At 29.2% G+C, this 13927-nt stretch carries 12 protein-coding genes; 10 read left to right on the top strand and 2 right to left on the bottom strand.

All coding sequences use genetic code 11. The annotated features are described in order from the left end of the window. Positions 1 to 37 precede the first annotated feature (37 nt). From IU405_RS02670 to IU405_RS02650, 5 genes are all read left to right on the top strand, one after another. Positions 38 to 874: a DUF5777 family beta-barrel protein gene (locus IU405_RS02670; RefSeq protein WP_231749472.1), complete on the top strand. Its 837-nt coding sequence runs from the start codon at positions 38 to 40 to the stop codon at positions 872 to 874. Between the two features lie 62 nt (positions 875 to 936). Continuing rightward, positions 937 to 1320, top strand: a complete 384-nt coding sequence (locus IU405_RS02665; protein ID WP_197437068.1) for a 6-phosphogluconate dehydrogenase — start codon at positions 937 to 939, stop codon at positions 1318 to 1320. Next, a complete protein-coding gene (locus IU405_RS02660) occupies positions 1313 to 1861 on the top strand; it encodes an acyl-CoA thioesterase (RefSeq protein WP_197437067.1) in 549 nt (182 codons plus the stop codon). Before IU405_RS02665 ends, IU405_RS02660 begins: the two co-directional genes overlap by 8 nt. 10 nt (positions 1862 to 1871) lie before the next feature. Next, the gene (trmD, locus tag IU405_RS02655) at positions 1872 to 2552 is read left to right on the top strand and encodes a tRNA (guanosine(37)-N1)-methyltransferase TrmD (protein WP_197437066.1); all 681 of its coding nucleotides are present in this window, start codon (positions 1872 to 1874) and stop codon (positions 2550 to 2552) included. A 67-nt stretch (positions 2553 to 2619) separates the two neighbouring features. Further along, a complete protein-coding gene (locus tag IU405_RS02650; protein WP_231749470.1) occupies positions 2620 to 4026 on the top strand; it encodes a glycosyltransferase family 39 protein in 1407 nt (468 codons plus the stop codon). Here IU405_RS02650 and IU405_RS02645 read toward each other — a convergent pair. Together IU405_RS02645 and IU405_RS02640 are read right to left on the bottom strand one after the other, a co-directional pair. Then, a complete protein-coding gene (locus IU405_RS02645; protein WP_197437064.1) occupies positions 4013 to 5512 on the bottom strand; it encodes an ArnT family glycosyltransferase in 1500 nt (499 codons plus the stop codon). The genes IU405_RS02650 and IU405_RS02645 overlap by 14 nt on opposite strands. After that, complete coding sequence (locus IU405_RS02640) at positions 5506 to 6192, bottom strand: phosphatase PAP2 family protein (protein WP_197437063.1); 687 nt, start codon at positions 6190 to 6192, stop codon at positions 5506 to 5508. The genes IU405_RS02645 and IU405_RS02640 overlap by 7 nt, the downstream gene beginning before the upstream one ends. A 247-nt stretch (positions 6193 to 6439) precedes the next feature. Between IU405_RS02640 and rplS the strand changes: the two genes are divergently transcribed. The 5 genes from rplS to IU405_RS02615 all read left to right on the top strand — a co-directional run bounded on the left by rplS (position 6440) and on the right by IU405_RS02615 (position 13900). Beyond that, positions 6440 to 6790: a 50S ribosomal protein L19 gene (gene rplS, locus IU405_RS02635; RefSeq protein ID WP_197437062.1), complete on the top strand. Its 351-nt coding sequence runs from the start codon at positions 6440 to 6442 to the stop codon at positions 6788 to 6790. Between the two features lie 732 nt (positions 6791 to 7522). Then, on the top strand, positions 7523 to 9733 hold the full coding sequence (locus IU405_RS02630) for an NADP-dependent isocitrate dehydrogenase (RefSeq protein ID WP_197437061.1): 2211 nt from the start codon (positions 7523 to 7525) through the stop codon (positions 9731 to 9733). Between the two features lie 86 nt (positions 9734 to 9819). Further along, a complete protein-coding gene (locus tag IU405_RS02625; RefSeq protein WP_197437060.1) occupies positions 9820 to 11067 on the top strand; it encodes an efflux RND transporter periplasmic adaptor subunit in 1248 nt (415 codons plus the stop codon). 5 nt (positions 11068 to 11072) lie between these two features. Further along, positions 11073 to 12440, top strand: coding sequence for an ABC transporter permease (locus IU405_RS02620; protein ID WP_197437059.1), 1368 nt, complete (start codon positions 11073 to 11075; stop codon positions 12438 to 12440). Positions 12441 to 12442: 2 nt separating this feature from the next. Continuing rightward, the gene (locus tag IU405_RS02615) at positions 12443 to 13900 is read left to right on the top strand and encodes a TolC family protein (protein WP_197437058.1); all 1458 of its coding nucleotides are present in this window, start codon (positions 12443 to 12445) and stop codon (positions 13898 to 13900) included. Positions 13901 to 13927: the final 27 nt, after the last annotated feature.

Here is a 13927-nt window from a genome sequence, read left to right as displayed (position 1 = left end):
TTTCATTATATGTTTTTGTTTTTTTGCAAATTTCAAATTGCAAGCTCAAGATTTGCTAAAAAAACTAGATGCTGAACTTTCAGATGAAAAAATAGAAGAAATTGCAACTTTCAAAACAACTAGATTAGGTCTTGGGCATTCTATTGAAACTCGTAAAAAAGGCGCTTTGCAAATTTCTCTATACAACAGATATTGGGACATTCCCGATTTTAAAGGACAGCGTTTTTTGGCAGATGTAGTAAGCACTCGCTATGGCTTAGAATACTCTATTACTGATGATTTCACTTTTGGTGCTGGGTACACCAATTATGACAAAATAAGTGATGGATATCTAAAATACAAACTGCTAAAACAGCAACAAAACTCAAAAACAGGTTTTATAAGCCTCACGCTTTTGCAAACAATTTCTCACAAAAAAATAACAAGTCCAACTATTTATCAACCAACAACTTCTGATGGATATGCTTTTGTAAGTCAGCTTTTAATTGCAAGAAAAATAAATCAAAATCTGTCTCTACAAGTAAGTCCAACATTTTTACATTCTCAATCTAATCGTTTTTTGAATGAATCAAAAAATCAATTTGCAATTGCATTTGGAGGAAGGCATAAAATCAATGAACATACTGCTGTTGTTTCTGAATATTTCTATGTTGCAAACCCTTTAAAATCAATAGAAACCTACAATGCTTTTATGATTGGAATCAATTGGGAAGTTAGTGATTTGATGTTACAATTTCATTTGACAAATGCTAGAAATTTTGCAGAAGATACTTTTATAACAAGGACAACCAATAATTTTAATTTCAAAGATGGAAATTTACATTTTGGTTTCAATGCAACATTTATTTTACACACAAGGAAAAATAAATTATAATCCAAACACGTATTTGAATCAAAAAAAATCAATAAAATAAAACTTAATTGTATTTTTGACTCATGAAAAAATTTCTAACTATATTCATTTCGGCAGTTGTTTTAATTGCGGTTATATACTTTAGCTTTATTTATTTTGCCACTTTTAGTGAAGGAGTTCGTTCTGGCGAATTGATTAAAATCAGTAAAAAAGGTGTTTTAGTAAAAACTTGGGAAGGTGAAATCAGTCAAGGGATTTCTGGGGCTCAAATTTTTTCATTTTCAGTTGAAAAGAAAAACAAACAAGTGATTGAAGACCTCAAAAATTTTCAAGGACATTATGTGAAAGTGGATTATATTGAACGCTACAAAACCTTGTTTTGGTTGGGAGATACTAAATATTTCATCACAAAAGTAACTCAAGAAGATTCACCACATTTTAGAACAAAAACCATCAAAAATGAGTGATTTTAAATATGTGAAAGATTCACAAGTGCTTATAACTCAATTGATGTTACCTTCTCATTCCAATTTTAGTGGTAAAATCCATGGAGGTCACATTTTAAATTTGATGGATCAAATCGCTTTTGCATGCGCTTCAAAACATTCTGGCCAGTATTGCGTAACAGCATCTGTCAATAAAGTTGATTTTGTAAACCCTATTGAAGTGGGAGAATTGGTTACTTTAAAAGCTTCAGTAAATTATACTGGCCGAACTTCGATGGTGATTGGTTTGCGAGTAGATTCTGAAAACATCAGAACTGGTGAAACCAAACATTGTAATTCTTCTTATTTTACAATGGTTGCCAAAGATTCAGAAGGAAAAAGCACTCCAGTTCCAGGATTGATTTTAACATCAAAAGCAGAAATTAGACGATTTGCAAGGAGTATTGTAAGACAAGAAGAAGCAAAAAATAGAACTTCTCGTTTTGATAGAAATACTTTTAAAGTTGATGATTATTTGCCGCTTTTCAAAGAAAGTAACTCAAAAATTGAAATAGAAAATTAAATTTTAACCAATGCGTATAGATATCATCTCAGCAGTTCCTCATCTTCTTGAAAGCCCTTTTAATCATTCTATCATTAAAAGAGCGCAACAAAGTGGCATTGCTGATATTGTGATTCATGATTTGCGTGAATATGGTTTAGGCAAATACAAACAAATTGATGATACTCAATTTGGAGGTGGTGCAGGAATGGTTTTAATGTTGGAACCCATTGTGAATTGCATCAAAAAATTACAATCAGAAAGAAATTATGATGAACTTATTTACATGACTCCTGATGCACCCATATTGAATCAATCCATTGCAAATTCACTTTCTTTGAAAGAAAATTTACTGATTTTAGTGGGGCATTATAAAGGTGTAGATCAACGAATTAGAGATAAATACATCACTAAAGAAATTTCTATTGGCGATTATGTAATTACAGGTGGAGAATTGGCTTCAGCTGTTTTGGTTGATGCCATTGTTCGTTTGATTCCAGGTGCCATTGGCGATGAACAATCTGCTTTGACAGATTCTTTTCAAGACAATTTATTATCACCTCCCATTTATACACATCCTGCAGAATTTGAAGGAATGAAAGTTCCTGAAATATTATTATCAGGAAATTTTCCGAAAATTGAAGATTGGAGAATGGAAAAAGCGTTTGAAAGAACAAAATCAATACGACCAGATTTACTGAAAGATGCATAATTTGAAATCTTTTATTCAAAATAACACCTTGATTTGTTGGGTTATAGGATTTCAAATCTTTCGTTTTTTGACACTCCCTTTTATGGGATTAATGCCTCAAGATGCCTACTATTTTTTATACGGTCAAAACTTATCACTTTCCTATTTTGATCATCCTGGAATGATTGGGTATTTGCTAAGATTGTTTTCTGAAATTTTTGGGAAATCGGTTTTTGTCATCAAATTCACTGATTTTACAATTACAACATTTACAATTCTCGCCTTTTACAAATTAGCCTCTTATTTTTTATCTAAAAGAAAAACAGAAAGAGCACTCATCTTAATCACTTCCACCCTATTTATTTCGATTTTATCATTCAATTCAACTCCTGATGTGCCTCTTTTACTTTTTTGGACATTGAGTTTGATTTGTGTATACAAAGCCATTTTTGAAGAAAAAAAATGGTATTGGATTTTTGCAGGAATAGCCATGGGATTGGCTTTCAACAGTAAATACACAGCCGTTTTACTGCAATTAGGATTGATTGCTTTTTTGATTTTTTCAAACAAATACCGAAAACTATTACTTTCTCCTTGGCTTTGGTTTTCAATTTTAATTTCGATTTTGGTGATGTTTCCAGTTTTCTGGTGGAATTATCAACATGACTTCGCTTCTTTTGCATTTCAATCTTCGGAAAGAACGAGTTCAATTTCCGAATTTGAAATTTCACCCACCAATTTTTTAGGAGCTATTGCACATCAATTATTGTTGTTATTACCGGTTTTATTTTTAGTGATGATTACTTTCACCTTCAAATACTTCAAAAAAGCACTGACAAAATTTAAAATTCCACAGGCAAAAACCTTATTTCTATTAGCATTTTTCATTCCAACTTTTGTGGGATTTTTCTCAATTACACCCATTTATTGGGTAAAACTCAACTGGTTGATGCCATCATACATCTCTGGAATTATTTTAGCTGGCATGTTTATCAGCAAAAAATTAGTAAAAACTCAAATTGTATTTTCAGTAATATTTCATTTATTAGTGATGGTTCAAATACTTTTTTACGTATTTCCAATAAAAAGTGATGATACTTGGATTGGTTGGAAAAAATTAGCGCTTGAAACAGCAAATTTGCAGAAAAAATTTCCCAATACATTCGTTTTTTCTGATGACTTTTATAAAACAAGTGCCTGTTTGAATTTTTACATGAATCAAAAAGTATATGCTCAAAATATTATTGGGTTGCCTGCATTGCATTTTGATTATTTGGGAGATGATTTATCAAATCTAGATTCAAAAAACGCCTTATTTATTGATTCAGACAAACGATTTATTGACAAAAAAAAGAAGGAAGAAATTCACCCTGAATTAAAAAAATATTTCAAAAAAGTAACTGAAATAGAACCTATTATCATTTCAATTAACGGAAAAGAAGTTCGGAAATTTTGGGTTTTTTATTGCGAAAACTACAATGCTAATCCTTTTTAATCAGATATAAAAACACAAATTTCACAGTATCTTTTCCTCTAATTATTGGAATGGTATCTATTGCTTTTTGATTACCAAAATCAGTTAAAATTTCTTTTGGATTCGCAAAATTTCTACTATCTGTAATGTAAAGAGCTTCTTTGAAATCTTTATCAAATCTGGATTTATGAATCCAATAATATTTGTGAATTTCTTGCAAATTACCATGGGCAAAAACGGTCATTTTATTGGGTTTTGCAATGTAATAATCAATATGAGAAGTTGGAAACCATCCTTTAGAAACGATTGGCAAATGTGTTAAATTTTCCTTTTCCAAAATATTATTTACCTTTTCTGAAGCTTGTTTCCAACCATATAAATCCATCAAAACATCTTTTCGTCCTTGATCTTCAATCTTTAAAGAAGTATTCTTAGGAATGAATAAACCCAAATTAATAACTAATAATCCAACAACAAAAATAATGCTTAAAAAAGCGAAAAAAATCAATAATTTTTTTTCTATGTTTTTTTTATTCACAAGGTGTGCAGCACCTAAAGGAATTAAAGTGATATATGAAATTCCTGACCAATGAGGTAATGTGTTTTTAGATAATGATAAGTATATTGTTGTTAAAATCAGAGGAATTGAAGCTAATATAAAGAAGGCATTATTTTTAGAATCAAATTCAAATTTTCTCTCTCTAATTTTTAATAAAGCAACTATAATTATAAAAAAGACATATGGATTTGTGTAAACTATTTGACCCAAAATTTCTCTAAAAAAAGAATCTTTATTAAAATTCAAGCTAAAGATGGAAACCCTATCGTTATGAAATTTAAAACTGATGAAATCATTAGAATAATTCCAGTAAAAAATTAAAAAAATAGCCATTATTGGAAATATAAACCCGAGATAAAAAGTGCTGTTTTTTACCCATTTTGAATTAAAAAAGATAACAAAAAGCACTACTGCAAAAAGTAAATAAACCGCTTGATATTTTGAATAAATGGCACATCCTAAAAAAAAGAAGGCAAAAAATAATTTGATTTTATTTTCAATTTCGTCAGGATTTTTTGGTAAAGATTGTAAAAAAAGGAAAAAACTTATCAACCAAAAAAGAACCATAGGGGAATCAGGTAAAATAAAAGTTCCTGAAATTATAAATCCATAAAAGTTTAAATTATAAAGGATAACACTTAAAAAACCTGTAGCTGAATTTTTATAATAGGTACCTATTAAATAAATAAAATACATGCTTAAACTTGCAGGTAATATTGCAGCAAGTCTAATAAAAAAGGTACTGTCTAAAAAGAGATTCCCAGTAAAAAATTGAATAAAAAAACCAACCATTGGTGGATGGTCAAAGTGACTTAACGCAGGATATTTTGCATATAACCAATAATAAACTTCATCATTTCCTAATTCTAAAAAATTAGCTAATAATAACCTAATACATGTACTTACAACAATAAATAAAATTGTAACTTTTCTGTAAGAAATCAGCACTTATGGATCTTTTTAATTTTATAAAAAAAACTCATGCTCAAGAATCCAATAAAGATTCCTAAAATTGACCCAACAAAAATATCTATCCAATAATGTTGTGATAAATAAACCCTAGATATTCCAATAAGAATAGATAAAGTAATCCAAAAATATTGTGATTTACTTTTAGAAAAATAAAAACAAACAATGGTAAAAATTGCAAATGCAGTGGCTGTATGCCCTGAAGGAAATGAATTTGTATATGCCATTTTAACACCTTCAACCAGATGCATATTTTCTTCACCAAAAAAACCTGCAGGTCTTAATATTCCAAGAAAAAACACTTTTTTAAAAAGATGAACAACCAATAATGTTAAAATTCCACTAACCATGATTGCATAAGCTACCCTTTTTTTGAAGAATAAAAAAAAGATTGCCACAAAACCAAACATGACTCCATCTCCTAAAAAGGTAATATATTTAAAGAAAATATCAAAAAAAGGCGTGTGAAACTTATTTAAAATTAAGTGTAATTCATGTTTGTTATACAAGGAAACAAAAAGTACTGAAATTAAAATAAATATCAAAAAAATAATACCTGTTTCTTTCCTTATTTTTCTGGATAAACCTTCTATTTTTAACAAAAATCGATCAAATAAAAGATTTTTGTTGTTGTTTTGTGTAATGACTGATACAAGCATATTATAATTTTTTGCAAATCTATTGATACAATTTAGCTCTAATCTTAACTTAAAATTAATAAATCATGATTATTTATTTATCAAACTTTTAAATTCAAAAAATAAATTACTTTTAAGAAAAATTGATATATAAAATTAATTGTGTTGATAATTATAATTCAAAAAAAAAATATAAATTTGCACTCGCTAATTTAACCTCTGACGAAAATCGTGAATGTTGTTTTAGAAAATCATAAAAATTTAAGATATGGAATCTTTAATAAAATTTGTTCAAGACGAATTTGTAACAAAAAAAGAATTTGCTGATTTTGCAGCTGGTGATACAATTACTGTGTATTACGAAATTAAAGAGGGAGCTAAAACTCGTACTCAGTTTTTTAGAGGTGTAGTTATCCAAAAAAGAGGAACTGGAGCTTCTGAAACTTTTACCATCAGAAAAATGTCAGGAACTGTTGGAGTTGAAAGAATTTTCCCAGTAAACTTACCATCAATTCAAAAAATTGAAGTAAACAAAAAAGGTAAAGTTCGTAGAGCTCGTATTTTTTACTTCAGAGATCTTACTGGTAAAAAAGCTAGAATTACTGAAAAAAGAAGATAATTTTTCTTCCAATAAAAACTTAAAAAGCGCTGTAATTTTTACAGCGCTTTTTTTATGAACAAATGTTCATAACTATGGTTGATATCTTGTTGATTTTTAATTGCTTAAAAAATTTGCAAAACTTAAAATCAGCGCTACTTTTACATCATCATTTACAAAGTAATTTTGGTTTTTCTTTTGAACAAGCTCAAGTACTCGTAAATTATAAAGTAACGTTCTTTATATAGTTGTTTGGAATATTTCAAGATTATAGAATTAATTTTAGTGCAATGAAAGTTTGTTTTAAAAGACAAGCGATTAAAAGTCAGTTTATTGTGTAATTATCGAATTATAATTATTGTAAGTAAGAAAAACAACAAACTGAAACATCAGAAAAAATTCTCTTTGGAAAAAGAAAACTAAAAATGATGTTTCAAATCAGAAATAGTAAACTATAATTTCTTTGAAAAAAGAAATATAAGAGGTTCACTCTTATTTGCAAAGTAGCAATACAAAGCAGTGTAAAAGACTATTTCAAGAAGCCATATCATTATTAGTAATGATATGGCTTTTATATTTTAAACATATTTAAAAAAGTTGTTTTTTTTAAATTATTCTCACCATTTTAACTAAAATTGAAGGTTTATAACAATAATAATGTCATTGTAAATCGTTAAATTTGCACCACTAAAATCATTAGCAAATACAATCATTTTTAATTTTAAGTAGTACACTTTTATAAACCAATTCATAATGGCTAAAATTATTTACACCAAAACCGATGAAGCTCCTGCTCTGGCAACTCGTTCTTTTTTACCAATTGTACAAGCATTTACAAAATCTTCGGGAATAGAAATTGAAACAAAAGATATTTCATTGGCTGGTAGAATTTTAGCAAATTTTGCTGATTATTTGAATGAAGAACAAAAAGTGGAAGATGCATTGTCTTTTTTGGGTGATTTAGCTACAAAACCTGAAGCAAATATTATAAAATTACCAAATATTAGCGCTTCAGTTCCTCAATTAAAAGAAGCAATTACTGAGTTACAAAAATTAGGATATGCATTGCCAAATTATCCTGATGAAATAAAAACCGAAGAAGACAAAGCAGTTTTAGCTTTGTATAATAAAGTAAAAGGTTCTGCAGTAAACCCTGTTTTGCGTGAAGGAAATTCTGATAGAAGAGCTCCAAAAGCCATTAAAAATTACGCTCGTAAAAACCCACATTCAATGGGAGCTTGGACTTCAGATTCAAAAACACAAGTTGCTACCATGAAAAAAGGGGACTTTTTCAATAATGAAAAATCAGTAACCGTTGAAAATCCTACAACTATCAAAATAATTCATACAGCAAATGACGGAACAAAAACTCCTTTAAGAAAAGAACTTTCTTTACTAAAAGGAGAAATTATTGATGCAACTGTAATGAGCAAAAAAGCCTTGCTTGATTTCCTAGAAAGTGAAATTTCAGATGCAAAAAAACAAGGATTACTATTGTCTTTCCACATGAAAGCAACCATGATGAAAGTTTCTGATCCCATTATTTTTGGTCATATCGTAAAAACATATTTTAAAGAATTATTTGAAAAACATGGTCAAACTTTTGAAAAAATAGGTATCAATCCTAACAATGGTTTTGGGCAATTATTAACAAATCTTGACCAACTTTCATCATCAGAAAAATCAAAAATTTTAGCAGATATTGAAACTATATTTAATCAAAATGCTGCAGTTGCCATGGTTAATTCTGAAAAAGGAATTACAAACTTACATGTCCCTTCTGATATTATTATTGATGCTTCAATGCCTGCAATGATAAGAACTTCTGGAAAAATGTATAACAAAGAAGGAAAACTCCAAGATACAAAAGCAATCATTCCTGACAGTTCTTACGCTGGAATTTATTCAGCAACAATTGATTTTTGCAAAAAAAATGGTGCATTAGACCCAACAACTATGGGAACAGTTCCTAATGTTGGATTGATGGCTCAACAAGCTGAAGAATATGGTTCTCATGATAAAACTTTCGAAATTTCAGCTGATGGAAAAGTGGCAGTTTTAGATGAAAACGACAACCTATTAATAGATCACAATGTTGAAAAAGGTGACATTTGGAGAATGTGTCAAACCAAAGATTTACCAATTCAAGATTGGGTAAAATTAGCCGTAACAAGAGCAAGACTCTCTGAAACTCCTGCTGTTTTTTGGTTGGATAAAAACAGAGCTCATGATGCAGAAATCATCAAAAAAGTGGAGAACTATTTACAAAATCATGACACTACAGGATTAGATATCAGAATTTTAGCTCCTTTTGAAGCGACTAATTTAACTTTAGAAAGATTGGTAAAAGGAATAGATACTATTTCTGTTTCTGGAAATGTTTTACGTGATTATTTAACAGATTTATTCCCAATTTTAGAAGTGGGAACTTCTGCAAAAATGTTATCAATTGTTCCTTTGATGAATGGTGGAGGATTGTTTGAAACTGGTGCTGGTGGTTCAGCTCCAAAACACGTAGAACAATTTTTAGAGGAAAATCATTTGCGCTGGGATTCATTAGGAGAATTTTTAGCATTGGCAGTTTCGTTGGAACATTTGAGCATCACAAATAACAATCCAAAAGCATTAATTTTAGCTGAAACTTTAGACGAAGCTACAGATGTGTTTTTAGATAATGATAAATCTCCCTCAAGAGAAGTTGGCGAATTAGATGTTAGAGGTTCGCATTTTTATTTGGCTTTGTATTGGGCAGAAGCTTTGGCAAAACAAACTAAAGACACTGACTTGAAAGCTGAGTTTTCATCAATTGCAAAATTGATGAAAGAAAATGAAGAACAAATCATTTTGGAATTAAATAATATTCAAGGAAATTCTGTAAATATTGGAGGATATTATAAACCAAATGAAGATTTGGCAACTATTGCTATGAGACCTAGCAAAGTTTTTAATGAAATTTTAGGATAAAAACTTTTTTTTTAAAACATTAACAAAAATGAGTGCTTGATAGCATTCATTTTTGTTAGATTTGGATTTATAAAAAAATAAATCCTATGAAAAAGAAAAAAAAATGGATAATTGCAATTATTTCATTAGTTTTAATATTCATTATTTATAGTTATTTTTCACCCTCTTCTGAAGAAGAAACTTATATCACTACAAAAGTAACTTATGGAGATTTTGTGAGTGAAGTTGTAACCTCAGGTGAAGCCCTTTCTACAAGCTTAAAAAAAATAAATGGCCCTGACAATCTTCAAAAATTCAAATTAAGAGATATCAAAATTCAAGATTTAGTTCCAGAAGGCACCATTGTAAAAGTTGGAGATTATATTGGAAGACTAGATCCTACTGGAGTAAATGAACAAATAATTGATGCCAGATTAAATTTAGATGCTGCTCAATCAAAATTTACGCAGCAAAAATTAGACACAACTCTTACTTTAAAACAAGAACGAAATGCAATTAAAGATTTGGTTTTCAATATGGAAGAAACCAGACTTGAATTGAAACAATCTATTTATGAACCACCTGCAGTCATCAAAAAATTAGAAATAAATCTCGATAAACTTGAAAGAGATTTGAACGAGAAAAAAGAAAATTATAGCATTAAAAAAAGTCAAGCAAATGCTAAAATGATTGAAGTTGGAACAGAAGTTTCTAAAATCAAAAAAGAATTGGATGATTTATTAAAATTATTAGAATCTTTTACGATTTATTCTGACTCAAATGGAATGATAACTTATGATAGAAATTGGGACGGAAGCAAAAAAAATGTAGGCTCATCAATCAGCCCTTGGGATCCATCCATTGCAAGTTTACCCGATTTAACAAAAATGGAGTCTAAAACCTATGCAAATGAAGTTGATATCCGAAAAATAAAAAAAGGATTGCCTGTAAAAGTTGGATTTGATGCGTTTCCTGATGTTGAAATGGAAGGAATTGTAACTGATGTTGCCAATGTTGGTGAAACAAAACGTGGTTCAGATATCAAAGTATTTCAAGTAACTGTGAAATTAAATGGCAGTAATGACAATATTCGTCCAGGAATGACAACTTCAAACAGAATTTTAACTTTCGATAAAAAAAATGTTTTAAGCGTTCCTCTAGAAGCAATTTTCTCAAAAGATTCAATTACTTACGTTTATAAAAAATCAGGATTTTCAATCGAGAAAAAACAGGTGAAAATCGGTGCTTCTAATAACGATTCTGTGATAATAGTTGAAGGATTATCAGCAAATGATGTAGTTTATCTCAACAAACCAAAAGGATATGAAACTTCACAAATAGCCGTTTTAAAATAGATTTTATGTTTGATAAATTTTATATTGAAAAACTAAAATCTAACTTTAGTGAAGCAATTCGTGTCATTTTAGCCAATAAAATTAGAACACTTTTAACTTCTCTTGGAATTATTTTTGGAGTTGCTGCTGTAATTACAATGCTTGCAATCGGAAAAGGTGCAGAAAAAGAAATTCTAGCTCAACTAGAATTAATTGGTGTCAATAATATTGTAATTACACCAATTCCTGATGAGGAGGATAACAAAAGTGATGAAGAAACTGATGATGGTGCTAATGAATCAAAACGATTTTCGAAAGGATTAGATTTGTTAGATGTTCAAAGTATTGAAAAAAATATTCCTTCTATAAAAGCTATCAGCCCTGAAATTATTTTAGATACCTATGTTATCAATAATGGTCGTCAAAATTCTGTAAAATTAATTGGAGTGGATGCTTCTTATTTTTCAACAATGAACATCCAAATAGAAAGTGGTAAAAATTTTTCTAATCCACAGTTGATAAATGCATTACCTGTTTGTATTATTGGTAAAAAAATTGAGAAAAAGATATTTACTGGCGAAAGTGCCATCGGAAAACAAATCAAAGTAAAAGATGTGTGGCTTCAGGTTATTGGTGTAATCGAAGAAAAATTTATTTCTGATAATGCACAAGAAAACTTGGGGATTAGAGATATGAATCAAGATATTTATATCCCCATAAAAACTTTTTTAGTTCGCTACAAAGACCGAAAAATCATTAATGATAAACCAATCGATTTTAGTGAAGGAATAGTTATTATTGGAAATCAACAAGGTCCAAAAAAAAGAATTCCAAGAGGAAATTATCATCAAATAGATAAAATGGTTGTTCAGGTTCAGAATTCATCTGAACTAAGTTCAACAGCTGAGATTTTAAGCAGAATGCTCAAAAGAAGACACAATGATATGATTGATTTTGAAATTTCTATTCCCATTCAATTGTTAAAACAACAACAAAAAACCAAACAAATTTTCAACATAGTTTTAAGTATCATTGCAGGAATTTCATTGTTGATTGGTGGAATTGGTATTATGAATATCATGCTAGCTTCTGTTTTAGAGCGAACTAAAGAAATTGGAATTATAAGAGCCATTGGAGCTACACAAGAAGATGTTATTTTGCAATTTTTAACTGAATCTGTTTTGGTAAGTGTTGGAGGAGGAATTATTGGAATTTTTTTAGGGATTTTCGCTTCCTATGTTTTAGAAATTGCTACAGGAATTGAAACAATCCTAACCCTAAGTTCCATTTTATTATCATTTTTTGTTGCCACTTTTATTGGATTAATTTTTGGAATTGCTCCTGCAAAAGCTGCTGCTAATAAAAGTCCAATTGAAGCTATTAGACACGAATAACTATGAAAAAAATCATTCACATTGCATTTTTGTTTTGCACACTCACTGTAGTTTGCCAACAAGAAATTACATTAGAAGAAGCTATAAAAATTTCGCAAAAAAACTCTCCAGATTATAAAGCATTATTGAATCAAAACCAAGGAAGTTATTGGAGATTCCGAAATTTTAAAGCAGGTTTTTTACCACAATTACGATTAGATGCTACTTTACCACAATATCTAAATTCTGTAAATAGATTGACAAATGATGCTGGACAAGATATTTTTGTTAGGTCAAATCAATCAAGATTAGAGGGAAATTTATCTTTAAATCAAAATATAGCTTTGACTGGAGGAACAATTTCATTGAGCTCACAATTGGAAAGAGTGGATGTTTTTGGTGACAATCCAACAACAGGATTTGCAGTTATTCCTTTTTCTATAAATTATCGACAAAATTCACTATTCTACAATCAATTTAAATGGGATAAACGCATTGAACCACTTCTTTTTGAAGAAGCAAGAAGAGGATTTATTGAAAGTATGGAGCAAATTTCTTTAAACACTGCAAGAAGATATTTTGCACTATTAAAAGCGCAAGTTCAAACAAGAATTGCGAAATCCAATTTATCAAACCAAGATACATTATTTCAAATTTCTAAAGGAAGATTTGAAATGGGGAAAATTGCAGAAAATGATTTATTGCAAATTGAGTTGTCTGTTTTAAATTCAAAAAATGATGTGACTACCAATGAAATTAATTTTAAAGGTTCATCACAAAACTTATCTAGATATTTGAATCTTGATACGGAAAATATTTTACTAGAAGTTCCAAAAGAACTTTCCATATTTACGGTTACTGTTGAAAAAGCGTTGGAAGAAGCAAAATCAAATAGAAAAGCAGTCATTGAATTTAGAAGAAAACGCTTGCAAGCAGAAAGAGATTTGGCGGAAGTTAAAGGAAGTAATCGCCTACAAATGAGTTTGAATGCAAACTTCGGAATTTCTCAACAAGGTCCAATTTTCGATAATCTTTTTCAAAATTTTAATCAACAACAAAATGTTTCTTTATTTCTTGGAATTCCTATTTTAGATTGGGGAGTTTCTAAATCAAGAAGAAAATTAGTAGAAGCAAATAAAGATTTAATCAATACAAACGTTGAGCAAGATGAACAAGAGTTTGAACAAGAAATTTATTTACATGTATTGAATTGGCAAAACCAACGTAACTTTTTAGAAACTGCCAAAAAAGCACAAGAAATTGCAGTAAAAAGATATGAAATCACTAAAAAAAGATTGGTTTTAGGCAAAATTACCATAACAGATTTGAATATCGCTTTGCAAGAACAAGACAGATCTATTCTACAATATTTAAATTCATTAGAAAAATTTTGGTTAGATTATTACACATTAAGAAGGCTTACTTTGTTCGATTTTATTGAAAATAAAAAAATAGAAGTAGCTGATATTATTTATGATTAAACCCATTTTTTAACAAACTATTATCAT

The sequence above is a fragment of the Polaribacter sp. BAL334 genome (assembly GCF_015767435.1).
Lineage (GTDB): Bacteria > Bacteroidota > Bacteroidia > Flavobacteriales > Flavobacteriaceae > Polaribacter.
Note: the sequence above shows the minus strand (reverse complement) of the source record. Positions and strands in the feature narration are given on the sequence as shown.

Bases quoted from the DNA above. Each gene is read 5' to 3' on its own strand.
- IU405_RS02660 (WP_197437067.1), top strand. From the start codon at position 1,313: ATGAGTGATTTTAAATATGTGAAAGATTCACAAGTGCTTATAACTCAA.
- rplS (WP_197437062.1), top strand. From the start codon at position 6,440: ATGGAATCTTTAATAAAATTTGTTCAAGACGAATTTGTAACAAAAAAA.
- trmD (WP_197437066.1), top strand. From the start codon at position 1,872: ATGCGTATAGATATCATCTCAGCAGTTCCTCATCTTCTTGAAAGCCCT.
- IU405_RS02665 (WP_197437068.1), top strand. From the start codon at position 937: ATGAAAAAATTTCTAACTATATTCATTTCGGCAGTTGTTTTAATTGCG.
- IU405_RS02615 (WP_197437058.1), top strand. From the start codon at position 12,443: ATGAAAAAAATCATTCACATTGCATTTTTGTTTTGCACACTCACTGTA.
- IU405_RS02640 (WP_197437063.1), bottom strand. From the start codon at position 6,192: ATGCTTGTATCAGTCATTACACAAAACAACAACAAAAATCTTTTATTT.
- IU405_RS02630 (WP_197437061.1), top strand. From the start codon at position 7,523: ATGGCTAAAATTATTTACACCAAAACCGATGAAGCTCCTGCTCTGGCA.
- IU405_RS02625 (WP_197437060.1), top strand. From the start codon at position 9,820: ATGAAAAAGAAAAAAAAATGGATAATTGCAATTATTTCATTAGTTTTA.
- IU405_RS02620 (WP_197437059.1), top strand. From the start codon at position 11,073: ATGTTTGATAAATTTTATATTGAAAAACTAAAATCTAACTTTAGTGAA.